At 70.7% G+C, this 19,630-nt stretch carries 16 protein-coding genes and 1 pseudogene; 10 read left to right on the top strand and 7 right to left on the bottom strand.

Annotation, left to right across the window (positions count from 1 at the left end; all coding sequences use genetic code 11):
- Window positions 1–165: 165 nt before the first annotated feature.
- Window positions 166–2,484: a 5-methyltetrahydropteroyltriglutamate--homocysteine S-methyltransferase gene (gene metE / locus IG78_RS0114130; RefSeq protein WP_030562869.1), complete on the top strand. Its 2,319-nt coding sequence runs from the start codon at window positions 166–168 to the stop codon at window positions 2,482–2,484.
- Between the two features lie 54 nt (window positions 2,485–2,538).
- On the opposite strand, the gene IG78_RS0114125 is transcribed toward metE, so the two are convergent.
- From IG78_RS0114125 to IG78_RS52635, 3 genes and pseudogenes are all read right to left on the bottom strand, one after another.
- Entirely contained in the window at window positions 2,539–3,237 is a 699-nt protein-coding gene (locus IG78_RS0114125; protein WP_051852622.1) for a S1 family peptidase, read from the bottom strand.
- Window positions 3,238–3,280: 43 nt separating this feature from the next.
- Window positions 3,281–3,661 carry an alpha/beta hydrolase gene (locus tag IG78_RS0114120; RefSeq protein ID WP_078965162.1) on the bottom strand — a complete coding sequence of 127 codons (381 nt, stop codon included), beginning with the start codon at window positions 3,659–3,661 and terminating at the stop codon, window positions 3,281–3,283.
- 37 nt (window positions 3,662–3,698) lie between these two features.
- Window positions 3,699–4,085, bottom strand: a pseudogene (locus tag IG78_RS52635) (alpha/beta fold hydrolase); the annotation flags it as partial.
- A gap of 549 nt (window positions 4,086–4,634) precedes the next feature.
- On the opposite strand from IG78_RS52635, the gene IG78_RS0114110 reads away from it, so the two are divergent.
- Both IG78_RS0114110 and IG78_RS0114105 read left to right on the top strand, forming a co-directional pair.
- Window positions 4,635–5,516, top strand: a complete 882-nt coding sequence (locus IG78_RS0114110) for a GNAT family N-acetyltransferase (protein ID WP_030562863.1) — start codon at window positions 4,635–4,637, stop codon at window positions 5,514–5,516.
- Window positions 5,517–5,704: 188 nt separating this feature from the next.
- Window positions 5,705–6,436, top strand: a complete 732-nt coding sequence (locus tag IG78_RS0114105; protein ID WP_030562861.1) for a maleylpyruvate isomerase family mycothiol-dependent enzyme — start codon at window positions 5,705–5,707, stop codon at window positions 6,434–6,436.
- Window positions 6,437–6,544: 108 nt separating this feature from the next.
- On the opposite strand, the gene IG78_RS0114100 is transcribed toward IG78_RS0114105, so the two are convergent.
- A complete protein-coding gene (locus tag IG78_RS0114100) occupies window positions 6,545–6,970 on the bottom strand; it encodes a tautomerase family protein (RefSeq protein ID WP_030562859.1) in 426 nt (141 codons plus the stop codon).
- Between the two features lie 120 nt (window positions 6,971–7,090).
- Here IG78_RS0114100 and IG78_RS0114095 point away from each other — a divergent pair, with 120 nt between their 5' ends.
- Entirely contained in the window at window positions 7,091–7,582 is a 492-nt protein-coding gene (locus IG78_RS0114095) for a winged helix-turn-helix transcriptional regulator (RefSeq protein ID WP_037685578.1), read from the top strand.
- A gap of 43 nt (window positions 7,583–7,625) precedes the next feature.
- On the opposite strand, the gene IG78_RS0114090 is transcribed toward IG78_RS0114095, so the two are convergent.
- Both IG78_RS0114090 and IG78_RS0114085 read right to left on the bottom strand, forming a co-directional pair.
- Window positions 7,626–9,830 carry a glycosyltransferase family 4 protein gene (locus IG78_RS0114090; RefSeq protein ID WP_030562856.1) on the bottom strand — a complete coding sequence of 735 codons (2,205 nt, stop codon included), beginning with the start codon at window positions 9,828–9,830 and terminating at the stop codon, window positions 7,626–7,628.
- A gap of 545 nt (window positions 9,831–10,375) precedes the next feature.
- Window positions 10,376–10,990 carry a TetR/AcrR family transcriptional regulator gene (locus IG78_RS0114085; RefSeq protein WP_051852620.1) on the bottom strand — a complete coding sequence of 205 codons (615 nt, stop codon included), beginning with the start codon at window positions 10,988–10,990 and terminating at the stop codon, window positions 10,376–10,378.
- 70 nt (window positions 10,991–11,060) lie between these two features.
- On the opposite strand from IG78_RS0114085, the gene IG78_RS0114080 reads away from it, so the two are divergent.
- From IG78_RS0114080 to IG78_RS0114050, 6 genes are all read left to right on the top strand, one after another.
- Complete coding sequence (locus tag IG78_RS0114080; RefSeq protein ID WP_030562852.1) at window positions 11,061–11,954, top strand: NADP-dependent oxidoreductase; 894 nt, start codon at window positions 11,061–11,063, stop codon at window positions 11,952–11,954.
- Between the two features lie 417 nt (window positions 11,955–12,371).
- Complete coding sequence (locus tag IG78_RS45710) at window positions 12,372–13,343, top strand: restriction endonuclease (RefSeq protein WP_078965167.1); 972 nt, start codon at window positions 12,372–12,374, stop codon at window positions 13,341–13,343.
- On the top strand, window positions 13,340–14,575 hold the full coding sequence (locus IG78_RS0114070) for a cytochrome P450 family protein (protein ID WP_030562848.1): 1,236 nt from the start codon (window positions 13,340–13,342) through the stop codon (window positions 14,573–14,575). Before IG78_RS45710 ends, IG78_RS0114070 begins: the two co-directional genes overlap by 4 nt.
- A gap of 336 nt (window positions 14,576–14,911) precedes the next feature.
- On the top strand, window positions 14,912–16,126 hold the full coding sequence (gene istB / locus IG78_RS0114065) for an IS21-like element helper ATPase IstB (protein ID WP_107054902.1): 1,215 nt from the start codon (window positions 14,912–14,914) through the stop codon (window positions 16,124–16,126).
- 162 nt (window positions 16,127–16,288) lie between these two features.
- On the top strand, window positions 16,289–17,467 hold the full coding sequence (locus IG78_RS0114055; RefSeq protein ID WP_030562844.1) for an NAD(P)/FAD-dependent oxidoreductase: 1,179 nt from the start codon (window positions 16,289–16,291) through the stop codon (window positions 17,465–17,467).
- Between the two features lie 74 nt (window positions 17,468–17,541).
- Complete coding sequence (locus IG78_RS0114050) at window positions 17,542–18,768, top strand: FAD-dependent monooxygenase (protein ID WP_030562843.1); 1,227 nt, start codon at window positions 17,542–17,544, stop codon at window positions 18,766–18,768.
- 70 nt (window positions 18,769–18,838) lie between these two features.
- On the opposite strand, the gene IG78_RS0114045 is transcribed toward IG78_RS0114050, so the two are convergent.
- Complete coding sequence (locus IG78_RS0114045) at window positions 18,839–19,621, bottom strand: helix-turn-helix transcriptional regulator (protein ID WP_030562841.1); 783 nt, start codon at window positions 19,619–19,621, stop codon at window positions 18,839–18,841.
- Window positions 19,622–19,630: the final 9 nt, after the last annotated feature.

Genomic DNA, 19,630 nt, shown 5'->3' with positions numbered 1-19,630 from the left:
GATCGCGTGCGGACATCTCGGTGACCTCGTGGGCGGGTCGGCGTGCATACCAGGCGGAGGACGACCGCGCCACGGCGCGTACGTTCGCCCCGTCCGGTTCGTCACCCCTTCGCGTCCGTGTCCCGTCACCGGGATCTCAGGAGTCATCTCGCGAAGGAGATTTCCGTGACAGCGAAGCCCGCAGCCGCGGCAGCACGGGCCACCGTGTACGGCTACCCCCGCCAGGGTCAGAACCGTGAGCTCAAGAAGGCCATCGAGGGCTACTGGAAGGGCCGCGTCACGGCGGACGCCCTCCGGCAGACCACGGCGGACCTGCGCCGTTCCGCCTGGCAGCAGTTGGCCGACGCAGGCATCCACGAGGTGCCGACCGGTGATTTCTCGTACTACGACCACGTCCTTGACACCAGTGTCATGGTCGGTGCCGTCCCGCCACGACACCGCGTGGCCGTCGACACCGACGCGCTCGACGGCTACTTCGCGATGGCACGCGGCACCCAGGACGTGGCGCCGCTGGAGATGACCAAGTGGTTCGACACCAACTACCACTACCTGGTGCCCGAGTTGGGCCCCGACACCGTCTTCGCGGCCGACTCGGCCAAGCAGGTCGCCGAGCTGAAGGAGGCCCTCGCGCTCGGCCTCGCCGCCCGCCCCGTCCTGGTCGGCCCTGTCACCTATCTGCTCCTCGCCAAGCCCGCCCCCGGTGTGGCCGCCGACTTCGAGCCGCTGACGCTCCTGGACCGCCTCCTTCCCGTGTACGCCGAGGTCGTCGCCGATCTGCGCGCGGCAGGCGCCGAGTGGGTGCAGCTCGACGAGCCCGCCCTGGTGCAGGACCGCACACCGGCCGAGCTCAACGCCGCAGCGCGCGCCTATCGCGATCTCGGTGCCCTCACCGACCGGCCCAAGCTGCTCGTGGCGTCCTACTTCGACCGGCTCGGTGACGCGCTGCCCGTCCTGGCGAAGGCGCCGGTCGACGGCCTGGCCCTGGACTTCACCGGCGCCGCCGCCGCCAACGTCGACGCGCTCGCCGCGGTCGGCGGGCTGCCGGGCAAGCGCCTGGTCGCGGGCGTGGTCGACGGCCGCAACATCTGGATCAACAACCTGGAGAACTCCCTGTCCACCCTCGGTACGCTCCTGGGTCTCGCCGACCAGGTCGACGTGGCCGCCTCCTGCTCCCTCCTGCACGTCCCGATCGACGCGGCGGCCGAGCGCGACATCGACCCGCAGATCCTGCGCTGGCTCGCCTTCGCCCGGCAGAAGACGGCCGAGATCTCCACGCTGGCCAGGGGCCTCGCCCAGGGAACCGATGCCATCGCCGCGGAGCTCGCCGCCAACCGCGCCGACCTCGCGTCCCGGGCCAACTCGCCCATCACGCACGACGCAGCGGTACGGGCCAGGGTCGCCGCCGTCACCGACGCCGACGGCCGCCGCTCCCAGCCGTACACCCGGCGCGCCGCGGCCCAGCGGGCCCACCTGAAGCTGCCGCTCCTTCCGACGACCACCATCGGCTCGTTCCCGCAGACCACGGAACTGCGCGCCGCCCGCGCGGACCTGCGCGCGGGGCGCATCGACGAGGCGGGCTACGAGCAGCGCATCGAGAGCGAGATCCGCGACGTGCTCGCCTTCCAGGAGAAGGCAGGTATCGACGTCCTGGTGCACGGCGAGCCCGAGCGCAACGACATGGTGCAGTACTTCGCCGAGCAGCTCACGGGCTACCTCGCCACACAGCACGGCTGGGTGCAGTCGTACGGCACCCGGTACGTACGTCCGCCGGTCCTGGCGGGTGACATCTCCCGGCCCGAGCCGATGACGGTGCGCTGGACGGCGTACGCGAACTCGCTCACGGACCGCCCGGTCAAGGGGATGCTGACCGGCCCGGTGACGATGCTCGCCTGGTCCTTCGTCCGCGACGACCAGCCGCTCGGCGACACCGCACGGCAGGTCGCCCTCGCCCTGCGGGACGAGGTCGGCGACCTGGAGGCGGCGGGCACCTCGGTCATCCAGGTCGACGAGCCCGCGCTGCGCGAGACGCTGCCGCTGCGCGCCACGGACCATGCTGCGTATCTGGCCTGGGCCACCGAGTCGTTCCGGCTCACGACCAGCGGCGTCCGGCCGGAAACCCAGATCCACACCCATATGTGCTACGCCGAGTTCGGTGACATCGTGCAGGCCATCGACGACCTCGACGCCGACGTCATCAGCCTGGAGGCGGCCCGCTCGCACATGCAGGTGGCCCGGGAGCTCGCCGCCCACGGCTACCCGCGCGAGGCGGGCCCGGGCGTCTACGACATCCACTCCCCCCGCGTACCCGACGCGGAGGAGGCCGCGGCCCTGCTCCGCAAGGGCCTCGAAGCCATCCCCGCCGAGCGCCTCTGGGTCAACCCCGACTGCGGCCTGAAGACCCGCGGCTGGCCCGAGACCCGCGCCTCCCTGGAGAACCTGGTCACCGCCGCCCGCACGGTCCGCGGGGAGCTGTCCGCTTCCTGACCGCCCCGACTGCCCCGGCCGGGGCGCGCCCCCGCGCGCCCCGGCCCGGTGGCTTCACCCCCGCCCCGCGGGCTGGCGCCGGGGGTCGGGGCGGGGCAGCAGACAGCCGTCCCGGTCCAGATCGAGCCGGTTCCCGGGCGCCTCACAGGTGGTCAGCCAGTAGGTCTGGGTGGCGTAGCCGGTTCCCTTGCGGGCCGTGATCGTCCCGCTGCGGTCCATCTCACAGGGGTTGTTCTCCGTGCACTCGTTGCCGTCCCGGTTGCTGGTGTTGTTGATCGCCACCACCTCACCGCCGGAGAGTACGGGCGATCCGGATGTACCGGGCCCGGTCCTGCAGTCCGGGGAGTGGCGGAGCACGTCCTCGGTGACGTTCGCCGACTCAAGGACCCGGTACGCGAACTGGTCGACGCGGCAGCGGAATTCCTGCTTCAGGCTCCCGGACACGATCCGGATGTCGGCACCGCGGGCGGGGCGCCGATCGGCCGGCGTCAGCGGGGTGAGCCCGTGGTCGCGCGCCAGTTCCCGGTAGGTGGTGTCCACTTGGTACAGGGCGACGTCCGTCCCCGTCATGGTGACGTAGAGGGCCTTGCTCGCGTGCAGTTGCGCAGCGGTGTCGCCCGCCCGGTCCATGAGGTCGAACAGCCGGTGGGACGGCTGGTCGACAAGGACCTCTCCCGGGACGGGCCGACTGCCCTCGAAGCAGTGCCCGTTGGTCAGGACCAGCGCCCGGTCCCCCGCCCGGGAGCCGGGCATCCGCACGAGTGAGCCGGAACAGCCCGGCCCGGGTCCGCCGGGGTCACTGAACGCCCGGGCAGGTGCCGCCGGTGGTCTGCCCGGTGCGGAAGAAGGTGACCGCTTTCGCGGCGCAGGGCAGGCGGCTCAGCGAACCGTGCGAGCCGTCAAGAACGGTGAGCAGCGTGCCACCGACCGCCTGTCGCGCTCGTACGGCCCAGGCGTGCGGGGTGACGTCCTCGTCGAGATGGCCGGAGAGCTGCAGCGCGCTGTCCCCCCGCGACGGCTTCGTGGGCTCGGCGAACAGCGGCCAGCCCGCGCACTTCACGCTGAACCAACTGCCCCCGACGGCTGGGTGAGCCGTACGCCGGGACTCGCGGGCCGCCCACAGTTCGTCGAAACCGGTGGCACCGGAGGCGCCGTTGCACAGCATCCATCGCGGCATGGTCGAGCACCGGAGGCATCGCCGAGTCCAGCCACATACGCCGTACCCGGTCGTCGAACAGGGAGCGGTAGGCCAGGCCCGCGGAGGTACCGAAGGACACCCCGTAGAAGCTGATCCTCGGAGCGCCGAGTGCCGCGCGCAGGAGGTCGATGTCCCGGGCGGTGTTCTCCGGGGTGAGCCGCCGCGTGAACTCCGGATGGGCGGCCGCGCACCGCTTGTTGAACTCCGCCTGGTGTTCGTACTCGGCCTTGCTGCGTTCCTTCTGCGTCGCTGTCAGCGGCGGCTCCGACCAGGGCTTCTCCTCACAGATGGGCTTCTCGCTGTGACCGGCGCCCCGGGGGTCGAGGCCGACGATGTCGTGGTCGGTGCCGAGGGTGCCGAGCCGGCCTGCGGTGAAGCCCAGCGGGGCGTCCAGGTTGAACACTCCCGGCCCGCCCGGGCTGACCACCAGCGGCTCTTGCCGCTCCCGCGGGCCGGTGGCTTTGATCGGCTCACGGCGATGGTGATCGTGCGGCCCTGCGGCTTGCCGTGGTCGGGGGGCCGCCCAGGAGTCCGGCGAGCAGCACCATCGGGGCGACCGCGCCGCGATGTCGCAGTACGTCAACCCGGCGCTGAGTGATGATCGTTGACATGGCGGGCAACCTCCAGTGAAGCGCGTACGTCCGCAAGTGCCGCGGACGCAGGCCCACTTTGCGGGGCGCGATGCTCCGTGGTGCCGCTGTCCGGCCTCGGTCACCGCTCTCCGGGGAGACCGTCAGGTATCGGTCGGGTTTCGATATGTTGACGGTATTCGCCAACACGGACGCTGCCATAAACCGTTGCCATGGAACTGATCGGTCGGCTAGGTTCTCCGAGCTGCCGGAGTTGATCCTGGCCGGCGCTGTCGACAAGGAGGTGCGGAGCACATGCGCAGGACTGCCCAGGAGTTGAGCTCGCGTACTGACCTTTGCCACCTCCTGACGACGGAGACACCTTGTCGCTTCGCATCACCCCGCTGACCGACCCCGCTCACGGCCCGCACGAGCGGCGTCTCGCATGGCTGGCGTCCGACGCCGACGCCATCCCGGTCGGATCGGCCTTCCTGCGCCTGTTCACCGGTGCCGGACAGAAGCACCTGGCCGAACTGACCCTCCAGGTCCACCCCGTGGAGCGCCGCAAGCACGTCGGCTCCCAACTGCTCGACGCCGCCGTGGCCGCCGCCCGGGACGACGCCCGGCGCAGCGTGGTCGCGCAGACCGAGGCCGGGTCGCCCGGTGACCACTTCCTGGCCGCACGCGGTTTCCGCAAGGTCCTCACCCTGCGGTACTCCCGCCTGTCACTGGCCGACGTGGACGCCTGCGCCCTCGTCGCGACCATCGAGCGGCCGCACCCCGGCTACCGGCTCGTGTCATGGCGGGGAACCGTCCCCGACCACCTCGCCCAGACGTTCGCCGCCTCACGCCGCGCCATGGACGACATGCCCATGGACGACACCGACTACGGCACCGTGGTCTGGGACGTGGACCGGGTACGGGCCGCGGCGAAAGCCGTGGAACAGCGCGGCGACCAACTGCACACCGTCGTCGCCATCGACACCTCCGACGACTCGATCGCCGGGTTCACGGAACTCGTCGTCCCCGGCGACGGCACCGGCGATGCCCAGCACTACGGCACCGGCGTACTGCCCGAGCACCGTGGACACGGTCTCGGCACCTGGATGAAGGCCGAGTCGATCCGGCAGGCCCACACCCACTACCCGCACCTCGGCGGCCTCCTGGCCGACACCGCGGACAGCAATACGCACATGCGGCACATCAACGACAGTTTCGGCTACACACCCACGCACACGACACACGAGCACCAGCTCGACCTGTAGCGGCGAGCGGGCGGCGGGCCGGGGGGATCGAGGGGTGGTTCGGGCGGGCCATGAGGGGTACCTCATGGCTGCGAAGAGGGGTACCTCATCGCTGCGCGCCACCACCCCGAGACCGGGCCGTCGCAGGTGAGGCCATGTCACCACGGGGCCTTGTGCGGTGCGGCACAGCTACAGATCGGAGACACCGCATGACCCACGACGAGACGCAGTTGCCCGCCGACCTGCTGCCTCTCCTGCGGATGTCCGTGAAACGGTTGCTCGACTCCGCGTCCGCCCTGACGGATGAAGAGGTACGGGCCCCCTCGCCGCTGCCCGACTGGAGCCGTGCACACGTACTCACTCACATCGCGCGCAGCGCCGACTCGCGCACCCGGTTGCTCACTGCGGCCCGCACGGGCCTGGACCTCCCGCAGTACAACGGCGAGGCTCATCGGGAGCGGGACATCGAGGAGGGCGCGGGACGTCCGGCCGCCGAACTGGTCGAAGACCTGGAAACCGCGCTGCACCGCTTCCTCACGGCCGTCGACGATCACCCGAGGGAGGCGTGGGATGTGCCGGTGCGCTGGCTCGGCGGGGGCCTGCGCCCCGTACGAGGCACCATCGGCAGCATGCTGCGCGAGGTGGAGGTGCACCACACCGACCTGGCGACCGGCCACGGCCCGAGCGCCTGGCCCCCGTACTTCGTGGAGCGGGAACTCGCCCTCACGGTACGGAAACTCCGCGACCGTTCCGACGCCCCGGCCATGGTGCTGCGCGCCGACGAGGATCAGGTGCCGCGCCCGGTCGGCGACGGGAGGGGGCCACAGGTGTCGGGGCCCGCGGCGCAACTGCTCGGCTGGCTGGCAGGACGCACGGACGGGGGCGAACTGACGGTCGACCCGCCGGGCCCGCTACCGACCGTGCCCGCCTGGCGGAGCTGACCGTCATCTGGCTGTAGCCGTACCGGGCGAGCGCCACAGGGGCGGAGCTTGCGCGGTGGCCCGCGTGCGCGCCCAGTACGGCGGCGCCCAGCGAACGATGAACGGCGGTCAGTAGAGGGACGTCGAGACGTTCTCGGCCCAGAGCTTCTCCGCGTCGGATCCTGCCGGGGGCGGCACGATTCCGTTGATCATCCACAGTTCGTCGCTGGTCTCGTCGACGTGGAACTCCCAGTGCAGCCCCGCGTTCCTTTCGAGGTGAGGCTGCAGCATGCCCTTGATCCACTGGGCGGTCCTGCGGCGGCTCTCGCGGTCGGGGTTGCGGCGGGCGATGTGGTCGATGGCGATGCGGACCCCGACCGGGGTCGGCTCCCCGCCGACGTAGAAGTCCTCGGGCCGGGTCTCGTGGAACAGCGTGACCACGTAGAACCTGGGCAGCCCGACCTGTTCGTAGTGGTCGGCGATGTGCGAAGCGAGTTGACGCTTCTCCGCGTCAGTGAAGGTGCCGGGCGTGTGATGAACGGTCCACAGTGGCATGGCGGTTCGCTGCTCCTCGCATGGCGGGACGGGATGCCCGTCTGAGTAACGGCATCGTTAGTGAGAGGGAATCACGCCCGGCTGGATAACGCAATCGTTAGTTACAATGGCGGGGTGGCGATGAACTTCGAGGAACGGCTGCGCGACCGGGACACGTGGTCGATCGGTGACGGCTGCTCGGCGGCCCGGGTCCTTGACCTGCTCAGCACCAAGACGGTGTTCCTGGTGGTCCGCGAGTGCTTCTACGGCACCACGAGGTTCGAGGACTTCGTGGATCGGATCGGGGCTTCGGCGCCCGCGGTGTCACGGGCACTCAAACAGCTCAAGGCCGCGCGGGTCGTCGCGCCCGTTCTCTATCGGGAGCCGGGCAGCCGGGCCCGCGACGAGTACCGGCTGACGGAGGCGGGCGAGGACCTGCTGCCGGTGTTCCTGTCACTGATGCAGTGGGGCGACGAGCACCTGCAGGACGGCCGCCCGCCGCTGGCGTTCACCGAGGCCGGTACCGGCCGTCCCGTACGGGTCCGCGTCACCGCCGACCCCGCGCCTGAGGCGGTCTCCGGCGACATCGAGATCCAGGTGAATCCCGCCTGGCAGCACGCGCGCTCCGACTGAGCCCCGGCACCTGCCGCCCCGGGCGCCGCGCCGCCGGCGGCCGTCAGCCCGCTGTCTCCCGCGGCTGTGTCGCCGCCTCCGTCTCGTCCGCGTCCCGCAGGCTCAGCGCCAGATCATTGGTGACGGTGAAGAACGGCTTGGCACGCGTTTCGCCACGTGTGCCGTGCGGCAGGAGGACGGCCGGTACGACGTCGGTCTTCTTGCGGTCGACGATGTCGCCACCGATGCGGCCGATGGTCACCGGCGGCCGCGTGTGCCCCAGATGGAGGCGCAGGTCCCACAGGTCGTGACTGCTGTTCCGCAGGGCGAGTGCCCGGGAGTAGGGCAGCGTGAAGGAGAAGTGCCAGGCCCCGGCGGTGGGTTGGGAGGCCGCTCGGGTGGGCTGCGCCGCGGCCTGCGTGACGGGGAACGTGAAGTCGTAGGGCTCCCCCTCTCGCGAGACGGCGATCACGGTGGCGGCGTCCATGGAGTCAGGAATGTCGGCGGCGAAGAGCCGGGCGGTGACGGTGGCGTGGTCGTCACCGATGGCGATGTCAGTGACCTCGGCGTGTGCGGTGCGCTGCCAGACGCGCAGGGCGAGGAACCCGTCGGCCGTGGTGTAGGGGAGCCAGGCCGACACCTCGCCGTCGACGAGGACCGGGTCCCGGCCGATGCTGCGGGCCCGTTCCGCCATGGCGCAGACGAGCCGCGCCCGCTTCTCCGTCGCGCCCTCGGCGACGACGTAGCAGTCCCAGCGGCCCTCCGACAGCGCGTGCTCGGCCGGGTCGAGCGTGAGGCGGACGTCGTGCGTGCCGGATGCCGTGGCCGTGGGAGGTATGGGGACACGGATGTGCCGCCCCTTGGGGTCGCGGCGCAGGCGGGCCAGGAAGTCGAGGGGGCCGGGCGGCAGCGACGCCGCGTCGAGACGGAGGGTGATGCCGCCGTCGGGGGTGGCCCTGGCGAAGGCGACGGGGCGCACGGTGGGCTTGGGCTCGGGGTGGGACTCCGGAGCGGGCGACGGTTCGCTGGGGGTGGCGGACTTGCTCGGCAGGGTGGACTTCAGCCGGGTCCACAACGAGCCGAGGTGTCCGGCCTTCGACGAGCGCCGGTGGGCCGGAGCGGAGAGTTCCTGGAACAGGGTCTCGTAACGCCGGGCGATGGCGGGGGGCGCATAGGCGCCGGCTCGCTTCAGGGCCCCGGCGCCGAGGCGGGCACGCAGGGGTGCGTCGGCCATGAGGCGGTCGAGGGCAGCGGCGTATCCGTCCACACCGGTGTCCAGGGGGACCAGGACGCCGTTGGTCTCGTCGATGATTTCCGCCGGACCGTGCGGGCAGTCGGTGGAGATCACGGGGACGCCGCAGTGCATGGCCTCCACGATGGTCATGCCGAAGGACTCCATGTCGGAGGAGACTGCGGCGAGGGAGCCCTTGGCCCACTCGGTCTCGATCGGGGAGACCGGTCCCATGAGGGATATTCGGTTGTACAGGCCGAGTTCGTCGATCTGCCGCCGCAGTTTCGGCCGTTCGGGTCCGCGCCCGTAGAGGCGCAGTGTCCACGTGGGGTGGTTGTCGGCGACCTTCGCGAAGGCGCTGATCAGCCGGTCGTAGCGCTTGACGCGGGTGAGCCTGCCCGCGGCGATGATGACGTCCGTGAGCTGGTCGGAGGGTTCGACGGCGGGCTCGGGAACACTGTTGGGGATACACAGGATGCGGCCCGGCACGTCCGGCAGGGCCCGGCGGTACTGTGCGGCGTCGGCCTCGGACACGGTCACGAAGGCGTCGAGGCCCGCGATCGCCTTGTTCTGATGCCCGCGCAGGGTCGCGTTGTGGGCGTCCAGGCTCAGGTGTTCCTGGCCGATGCGCAGATACCGGCTCTGCCCGTCGCGGGCGAGATAGCCGTTGAGGTCGGGCCGGGTGGCGATCACCACGTCGGCGTCCGTGGCGCGCAGCCAGGCGCCGATGCGCTCGTCCTGGAGCGCCGAGTAGGGCAGGCGTGCGGAGTTCGCTGCGGCGCCGGTGTCCGGGAACATCGTGCACGGCTGACTGGTGAGCGGGTGGTCACCTTCGTACGTGGGGCTGTCCCGGCGCATGTCGATCAGCGCGGTCAGGCGTACCCGCTCGTCGAAGGCTAGCTCGGGCTCGTCGTTCACCTGGTGGACGCTCACGACCTCGACGTCGTGCCGGGCCGCCAGCGCGCGGGAGAGGTTGACGGTGGCGCGGATCGTCCCGCCTATGCCGTAGGCGTTGTTGATCAGGAACGCGATTCTCACTGCTCACTCCCCCACGCCGCCGCCCTGGTCGAGGGGGCGCACTGTTCGCCTTGCGTGGGAGGTCGGCGCCACGCGAGGAAAGGTCTCTGTCGGTGCACAGGAACAAGCCTTTGCGGCGCAATAATCTACCCGACTCGGTTCACCGTGAATTTATTAGCTGCAAGGCGATACGCGAGTAAAGAGATTTCGCTGGGCGATTCCGTCCGAGCACGCACCACAGGGCAGCAGCGAGCCCCCACTTCTGCTGCGCTTCCAGTACGTGAACGCGACCATTCAAATCCACAAAGTGTTCACATGTCCAGCATGACATAAGGACTATACAGGACAGATGCGAGCACCAGCCCCGAAGGTATAGCCCTCGGCCCCCGAGACCCGGACAGCCGGATGGTGGACCGGTGAAGATGTGGAGGGCTCGCTTCAGGTTACGCACCACTCATCACGGGTGCAAATCAGGCCAAGCGTGACGCATCGCGCGGATTTATCGAGCAAGCTTGAGTAATTCCGCGCTCCCCACCGTGCTTCACGGCTGAAAAGTGGAGGCGCTTTTAGGCCGAAACGCAGCCGTCTGCTTTTCGCTCGCCTTGAGGAGTGCAGGCGGCCCCCCAGGCGGCCTCGATCATCCGGAAGACCTCGTCCACCGCGGCCTCCGGATCGGCCGCCTCACGAGCGACCGAGTAGGCATCGAGCACGAATCTCGCGATTGCCCGGGAAGCAGTCGCAGTCGGCGAAAGGCCGGGGTCGGCGGCGATGGCCGTCGCCAGCGACTCCGCGTGGCGCAGCCGCATCGAGTCGTCGTACTCCCGCAGGGCGGGTGTCCCCTCGATCATGCGCCAGATCGGGGCGGCGGCATCCCCCGTGCAATGTCGCACCAGGACATGGATCTCGCGGCGCAGCGCAGGCAGGAGCGGCTCGTCCGGCGTACGGCTGGAGACCGCCTCCGTGAGGCGTTGCTCGAAGTCCTCGTCCTGCTCGAACACCAGGGCCTCTTTCGAGGCGAAGTGGGAGAAGACCGTGGTCACAGCCACGTCGGCCTCATTGGCCACGTCACGGATGCCCACCGCGTCGTACCCGCGTTCCAGGAAGAGACGCAGAGCGGTGTCAGCGATCTTCTGACGAGTCGCGGCCTTCTTGCGCTCACGGCGCCCCGGCGGGTTGGTCATGCCGTGACGCTACCAAACACGAAGTCACAACCGTTGTTAAACGCTAACCGTTAGTGCTACGGTCCGCCGCATGAAGAAAGTGAGCTTCGCCGAGTTCGGCGGCCCGGACGTCCTGCAACTCATCGACACCGAGGAGCCCCACGCGGGCCCAGGTCAGATACGTATCGCCGTGCGGGCGGCGGGGGTGAACCCCGTCGACTGGCGGGTCCGTGAAGGTCAGGTCCTGTCCGCTCATCCGACCGAATTGCCCGCCGGAGTCGGACTCGACGCCTCCGGAGTGGTGGACGAGGTCGGCGAGGGCGTCGACGATGTCAAGGTCGGCGACCACGTGTTCGGCGAAGGCGCGAGCACCTACGCCGAGTTCGCCGTCCTGTCCGCCTGGGCCCGTATGCCCGAGGGCCTGACGTTCGAAGAGGCCGCCGGGTATCCGTCGGTGGTGGAGACCGCGTTGCGCGTCATCCGCGAGGTCGGCGTACAGCCGGGGCAGACACTGCTGGTCAGCGGTGCGTCCGGCGGAGTCGGCTCCGCGGTGCTGCAGATCGCTCGGGTAGGCGGCATCAGGGTCATCGGTACGGCCGGGGCCGCGAACCAGGACTATCTGCGCAGCCTCGGCGCCCTCGCCACAACGTACGGCGAGGGTTGGGTCGAGCGGGTGCGGCGCCTCGGCGGCGTCGACGCGGCTCTCGACCTCGCGGGATCGGGCGTGATCCGCGAGCTCGTCGAGCTGACCGGAGACCCTCGGAAGGTGCTCTCCATCGCCGATCTCGGCGCACCGGATCTCGGTGTGCGGTTCTCCGGCGTGGCCGGGAGCGTGCCGGATGCGCTGGCCGAGGCCGCGGACCTCATCTCACGGGGTGAGCTCCACATCCCGGTCGAGAAGTCGTACCCGCTGGCCGAGGCCGCGGAGGCACACGTCGACAGCCAGGCCGGTCATACGCGCGGGCGCCGGGTCATGGTCGTCTGAGGCTTCGTCCCGGCAGTGGCTCGGCGATGGCGGTCTGCCGGGCGGGCGGCCATCGGCCGGCCGGGCGGCCGTCTGCCGGGCAGGCGGCCATCGGCCGGGCAGGCAGTTATCGGCCGGGCAGACGGCCACCGGCCAGGCAGACGGCCACCGGCCAGGCAGACGGCCACCGGCCAGGCAGACGGCCACCGGCCAGGCAGGCGGCCACCGGCCAGGCGGGCGGCCGACGTCGGCCTGGTCCGCGGAGCCGCATCACGCATCGTGCATCACGCCGGCCGTTCCCCTCCATGTCCTCATCCGCGACCGGCTCCGGCCGAACCCCCTTTTGGTGACGCCGATCTTGGGCACGTGGAGACAAGTGATCTTCGTCGTCCACCGTTGGGGAGTGGCATGGCCGTATCCGCGCGCCCGGTTCGCCGCATGGACCGTAATCGGCGCTTCGACCTGCGCACGACTGCCCTGTTCTTCGTTCTGGTGGCGATCGCCCTGTGCGGCACGGTGTTCCTGGTCCGCGCCGCCGCTCACATGGCCGAGAGCAACCCGCTGTGGATCGGCTCCCTCGTCACCGTGGGCGTCGCGGCCACCTGCTTGGGCCGGTCCAGGTGGCGCCGCTTCTCCGCGGCGAGGTGTGCGCGTCGTGCGGCCGAGGTACTGGAGGAGGCGGCCGAGCGGGCCTCCGAGAGCCTCGACACCACGGCGGTCGCGGGCGAGGCGCAGGCGGCGCCCACCATCGCGTGGGACGGGAGCGCCGTCGCGGACACGCAACAGACCGCGCCCGGCACTCTTGCGCCCGTCGCGCCTACCCCCGGCGCCGCGGTGCCTGGCACCACCGTGCCCGGCACCCTCGTACCCGACCCCTCCGTGGCCGGTGCACCCGTGGCCGAGGAGGCGACGACCGTCGTCCTCGACACACCGGTCGACTACGCCGAACTCGACGCCGACGCCTTCGAACAGGCCATAGCCGACCTCTGCGTCCGCGACGCGTGCCAGGAGGTGGAAGTCGTCGGTGGCGCCTGCGACTTGGGCGCGGATGTCCTGGCGTTCGCTCCCGACGGACGGCGCATCGTCATCCAGTGCAAGCGTTACGGCGAGGACAACAAGGTCGGCTCACAGGATCTGCAGCGCTTCGGGGGCACATGTTTCACCGTCCACGAAGCCGACGTCGCGGTCCTCGTGACCACGAGCGAATTCACCGCTCCCGCCCTCGAATACGCGCGGCACTGCGGAATAGTCTGCGTGGACGGTGCGGACCTGCGGGCCTGGTGCGACGGCACCGGGCCCAACCCTTGGGACCTGGTGGCCGCCGACCCTGACGAGAGCGCGATCACCGTGCGAGAGTGCCCGGGCACGGCAGACCACCACCGCACGGCCGACCCAGGAGGCGCTCCATGAGCCCGAACGAGCAGTGCCCGTACCGGAACGAGACAGTGGTCCTCGACCCCGCGTTCAAGGCGGACGCGCCCGCACGGTACGCCCGCCTCCGGGAACTCGGCCCCATCCATCCCGCCGAGTTCCACCTCGGCCTGAAGGGCTGGGTGGTCGTCGGCTACGACCTCGCGAGGGAGGCGCTGACCCATCCCGCCCTGCTCAAGGACTCCACGCCCGCCGCTGAGGCCCTGGCCGCCGCGGGCTACGTACTGAACAAACCCTCGGTCGGGCTCGGCGCGCAGATGATGGAGGCGGACCCGCCCGAGCACACCCGTCTGCGCCGCCTCGCATCGGCTGCCTTCACTCCGCGCCGTACGGCCGCCATGGCGCCGCGCATCGAGCAGATCGCCCACGAACTGATCGACGCGATGCCGCCGTCGGGGGAACTCGACCTCGTCGAGGCGTTCAACGCCCCGCTGCCCGCCACGGTCATCGCCGAGCTCCTCGGCATCCCGGAGCAGCACCACCGGGACTTCCGGCGCTGGTCGGGGCAGGCGCTTCAGGTGGCATCGCCCGAGCACCGCCAGGCGCTGGCCTCTCTGCACGGGCTGCTCGCCGACCTGCTCGCGGACAAACGCCGCCACCCCCAGGACGATCTGCTGTCCGCTCTGGTCGCCGTACGCGACCACGAGGACGGTCGGCTTTCCGAGGAGGAGCTGGTCGGCACGGCCATGATGCTGGTCGTCGCAGGCCACGAGAGCACGGTGAACCTGCTGGGCAACTCCGTGCTGTCCCTGTTGCGACACCCGGACCAGTTGCGGCTGTTGCGCGCACATCCCGAGCTGATGCCCGGCGCGGTCGAGGAGTTCCTGCGCCACGACACTTCCGTCGAACGCTCGACCAGTCGGTACGCGTCGCAGGACCTCGAACTGGGCGGGGTGCCGATCCCCCGGGGAAGCATGATCGTCGTGGCCCTCGGTTCGGCCGGCCACGACGCCCCCCAGGAAGGCGGCGCCCTCCCGCCCGCCCTCGACGTCTCCCGCCCCGGCGCACGGCATCTGGCCTTCGGCCACGGCATCCACTACTGCCTCGGCGCCCCGCTCGCCCGCCTGGAGACGACCATCGCCCTGCGCACCCTGCTGTCCCGCGTCGACGAACTGGAGCCGGCCGCGCCGCCGGAGTCGTTGGACTGGATCGGTTCGGGGATCATTCGCGGGGTCCTGTCCCTCCCGGTGCGCTGCCGCGTCGGCGGCTGAGTGCGCTGCCGCGTCGGCTGCGTACAGTCGCCGCTTCGGCTGGGCAGGGCTGTCGCTTCGGCGACGGTGTGCTCAAGGAGACGGGGGCTCCCGCGGCGTGAGCCGCCGGGCACCCGTGGCCCCCGAGGGGCGCAACCAGCGTCACGAGCAGGCGTGTTCGGTCATGTACATCCTCGTACAGCCGGAAGTCGATCAGTTGGGAGGACCTGTCCGACTGGATTTCTATTAATCCCAACGAGTGGCTCGAATTCAGATTGTCGGCGGCGGACCACAAGAATGATGAGTCTTACGGCCGTTGGAGGTCTTGTGTCCCGCTCCGTCTCGTCCCCGTCGAACATGACCACCCTGGGGTGTGCCCTCTTCGCAACCCGTTGGCTTCAGGCCCCCCTGTATTTCGGTCTCGTGGCCGCGCAGGGCGTGTACGTCTACAAGTTCTTCAACGAGTTGTGGCACCTCATCCACCACGTCATCAGCGGGCACGCGGACGAGACACACGTCATGCTCGCCGTACTCAAGCTCGTCGACGTGGTGATGATCGCCAATCTGCTGATCATGGTGATCGTCGGGGGGTACGAGACCTTCGTCTCGCGGATCGGCCTACAGGGTCACCGGGACCAGCCCGAGTGGCTGTCGCACGTCAATTCCAACGTGCTGAAGGTCAAGCTGGCCACCGCCATCGTGGGGATCTCGTCGGTGCATCTGCTCCAGATGTTCGTCGACGTGCACCACACGCCCCGGCACGACCTGCAGTGGGGGACGGTCATCCACATGGCGTTCATCGCCTCCGCGGCCATCCTCGCCTACATGTCCGGGCCCATGGCGGCGCACGAGGCCAAGGCGCGCCCCGTACAGGAGGACCCACGGGACGTGGTCGTTCCCGCCCAGCGGGACGGCGGGGCGGCGGCCGAGGAGGGCGGGGAGACGGCGGAGCCGGGGGGCGGTGCCGAGGAGCGCATCGAGGCCGCCGGGTTCCCGGCAAGGAAGGTCCTCGAGATGTTCGACGAGGGGCGGCTGCGCGGGCCCGAGCCGCATGTGATCGCCCGCCTCGGGAAGGCCGACTTCGCGACCCGCAAGGCGAACGTGGTGCTGCTCGGCGGACCCGGCACCGGCAAGACGCATCTGGCGGTCGCCCTGGGCGTACGGGCCTGTCAGGCCGGTCACCAGGTGCTGTTCGCGACTGCCGTCGAGTGGGGCGCCAGGCTGGCGGACGCCAAGGCCGCGGGGAAGCTGCGCAAGGAGCTGGCCCGCCTCGACGCGTACCCGGTGCTCGTCGTGGACGAGGTCGGCTACGTGCCCTTCGACGCCGAGGTCGCCCACCTCCTCTTCCAACTCGTCTCGCACCGTTACGAGCGGGGCTCGCTGATCGTCACCAGCAACCGGCCGCTGGGACGCTGGGACGAGGTGTTCGGCGACAGCGCGACCGCCTCCGCGACGGTGGACCGGCTGGCCCACCACGCGGAGGTCATCACCCTCGACGCCGACAGCTACCGCACGCGCCGCCTCGACAGCGCGCCGGTCGCGGGCCGGGAGGGATCAGGGCGGGCCTTCTGAAACCCGCACGCGCCTCACATGTCCAGAGGCGCCTCACGCATCCAGACGCGCCTCACATATCCAGGGGCCACGTCGTCGTACTTCATGAACACCTCCACACCACCCACTACCGGGCGCGGCTCCCCGCGGCGGGGACCGCCCCACGCGATTCAGGAGGTCACCATGAAGATTGTCGTGGCAGGTGCCGGGTACGCCGGGACCCTGGCGGCGAACCGGCTGGCGAAGAAGGTGCCGGAGGCGGAGATCACCGTGGTCAATCCGCGCCCGGACTTCGTCGAACGGGTGCGGCTCCATCAGCACGTCGTCGGCACCGGAAAGGTCGCGACCCCGCTCACGGAGATGCTGCGTGGCGGCGTCCGGGCACGGCTCGCCGCCGTGGGGAAGATCGGCGACGGCGGCGTGGCCCTGGAGACCGGCGAGTCAGTGGACTTCGACTATCTGGTGCTGGCCGTGGGCAGCACGGTCTCGCCCCTGCCCGGCACGGTCCCGGTGGGCACGTGGGAGGGTGCGGAGAGCGCCAGGGCCACGCTGGCGAGTCTTCCTCCGGGCGCCGCGGTGACGGTCATCGGTAGCGGTGCGACCGGCATCGAGACCGCCGCCGAGGTGGCCGATGGGCGTCCCGATCTGCGGGTGCGGCTCGTGGGGCACCGGCTCGCGGCCACCTTCTCCGACGGCGCGCGTCGTCGCGTACGGGCCGGCCTGGACCGGTTGAAGGTGTCGGTCCTTGAGGGCGCCGTCGTCACCGAAGTGCTGTGCGGCCAGGGCGAGAACGGCGCCGACAAGGTGCGACTACGGGCACACCCGGACGGCGCCGCCCACGGCGTCACGAACGATGACCCGACGGACGGCTTGGCGGATGACTCGACGGACCACCCGAACGGTGAGTTGAGTTCCGATCTGACCCTGTGGGCCGTCCTCGGCACCGTTCCCGATCTGGCCGCGCGAAGCGGCCTTGAGGTCGACGACCGCGGCCGCGCCGTCGTCGACCCGTATCTGCGCAGCGTGAGCGATCCCCGGATCTTCGCCGTCGGCGACTGCGCCGCCGTCCCTGGCTCCCGCGCGGCCTGCCAGACGGCGGGTCCGCAGGGGGCGCACGCGGCTGACACGCTGGCCCGGACGATCCGGGGCCGCAAGCTCAAGCCGTACTCCATGGGGTACTTCGGGACCGGGCTCACCCTCGGCCGTCAGGACGGCGTGATCCAGCTCTCCCGGCGTGACGACAGCGCGCGGCGGCAGTATCTCGCCGGTCGTCCCGCTGTCGTCGTCAAGGAAGGCGCGACCTCGGGAGCGAGGTACGGCTCCCGCACCGCCACCATCGCCTGGCTGTCCGGGCCGAAGTGACCGGCCCGCAGTCCGGAGAAGAACCGTCCACAGCCAAGAGAGACCTACCCGCAGACCGGAGAAGGGGCACTGCCATGTCTCATGTACGCAAGGGAGGCCGGGCACTGGTCGTCGGCCTCGGCATCTCGGGCATGGCCGCGGCGGTGCGGCTGCGGCAGGTCGGATGGGAGCCGGTCGTGGTCGAGCGGGCGCCCGCCAGGCGCTCGGGCGGCTACTACATCGTGCTGTTCGGTTCGGGTGTCGCCTCGGCGCGGCGCCTCGGTGTGCTGGAGCGGATCGGCGACCGTGGCGGTCCGCAGATCGCTCTGTACGACGTCGACCGGGGCGGCAGTCGTCGCCCGAGGGTGAATTTGGGGTCCTTCGACAACGGCCCCCGCCCGATGTTGCGCGGCGATGTGGAACAGGGACTGTTCGCTGCGCTGCCCGACGACGTGGAGATCCGCTACTCCACCGTGCCCACCCGTATCGTCCAGGACGATTCCGGGGCGCTGGTGTCGCTGCGCGACACGGCGACCGGCACCACCGTGGACGAGCGCTTCGACCTGGTCGTGGGCGCAGACGGCATGCGCTCCACAGTCCGTGAGCTGGCCTTCGACTCCCGGCGATATCTGTATCCGATGGACTACATGATCGCCGTCACGCTCCTGGACCGGCCGGTCGACGGATTCGGACTGTCCGACGGCCTGATACTGGCCGAGCCGGGGCGTTCGGTGTGGGCCTTTCCCTTCGCCGACCGGGCGCCGAGCCTGCTGTTCTCCTACCGCACCCGGGACATCGAGGCCGAGTTCGGCCGCCCGCCCATCGAGTCCCTCCGCGCCGCGTTCGGCCCCGAGCCGACAGGGCCGCTGCTCGAAGGCCTGCTGACCCGCTACCAGGAGGCCCCCGACGCCCTGTTCGACTCGGTGCAACAGGTGCGGATGCCCAACTGGAGCCGCGGCCGCGTCGTCCTGATCGGCGACGCCGCCTGGTGCATGACCCTGTACTCGGGCATGGGGGTCTCCAGCGGGCTCGCCGGCGGGGAACTCCTCGGCACCACGCTTCAGCGCCACCCCGGCGATGTGCCCGGTGCGCTGCGGGCCTGGGAGGCGCGGATGAGACCGTTCATCCGTACCCAGCAGGACAGCGCCCTGGCCACCGGGCGGCGGATGTTCACCCCGCAGGACCGCAAGGAGCTGATCGTGCGCGCGGGACTGAGGCGCCTGATGCGCGCGCCCGGCCTCGGCAAGGCCGTGTGCAGGAAACTGCTCGACAGCAAGGACATGCGGGCGAAGAACGCCGACATCGCCGCACCCTGGGCGTAGCCGACCACGTCATTCAGCCGACCGGGCCACTCGGCGCGGGCAGCCTGCGCGCCATTGCCTGCCGCTCGCGTCAGCGGGGCCCGATCCCCCAGGCGGCGGCCCGGGCGGCGGCGGCCGCGCGGTTGGGGAGGTCGAGCTTGGCGAGGATGTGCTCGATGTGGGTGCCCACGGTGCGCGGTGTGATGTACAGCCGCTCGGCGATCTCCCGGTTGGTCCGCCCCGCGGTCAGTTCGGCAAGAACTTGGAGCTCCCGTGGCGAGAGCCCGCCGGGCCGCCGCGGGTCCTCGGCGGCGTCGTCCGCGGCGGTCGCCGCGGACGGCGGGCTTGCTCGGAGACCGACGGCCGCGGCCAGGGCCACGGTGAGGGCCTCGGTGAGCAGGGCGACCACGGCGCGTGCCGGGTCGGGCGCGCGCCGCGGCGTGCGCGTGCTGACGTTCAGCATGCCGACGTACCGGCCGTCGGCGGCGAACAGGCACTGCGCCACGCCGTCCTCGATGCCGAGGGGCGACAACACGTCCTGGAAGCCAGGGGATGCCGCCAGGAGGTGCGGGGGGACGTCCCCGAGCCAGAGTCCGCCCCTGGCCGGGCTGCGGAGCACGGGGAACACCGGGTCGTGGTGGAGGCGGGTCTCGATGTAGGCCGTGGCCTCGTCGGGATAGCTCCCGGCCAGGGTGGTGTGGCGCCGGCGCCGCGGATCCCACCGGGCCAGGGAGGCGTGGTCGTACTCCATCACGTCCGCCAGGGCCGTCAGGACCGGATCGAGGCCGGTCGCTCCGGTCGTGGCGCTTCTGGCGGCCTCACGGACGTGGACAGCCGCGTCCAGGATGTCCGCCGTGCTCCGCTCCGCCGCCATCCCCCAAGG

It is taken from the genome of Streptomyces aureocirculatus, assembly GCF_000720475.1.
Taxonomy (GTDB): Bacteria; Actinomycetota; Actinomycetes; order Streptomycetales; family Streptomycetaceae; genus Streptomyces; species Streptomyces aureocirculatus.
This window is presented reverse-complemented; position numbering and strand designations above follow the sequence as displayed.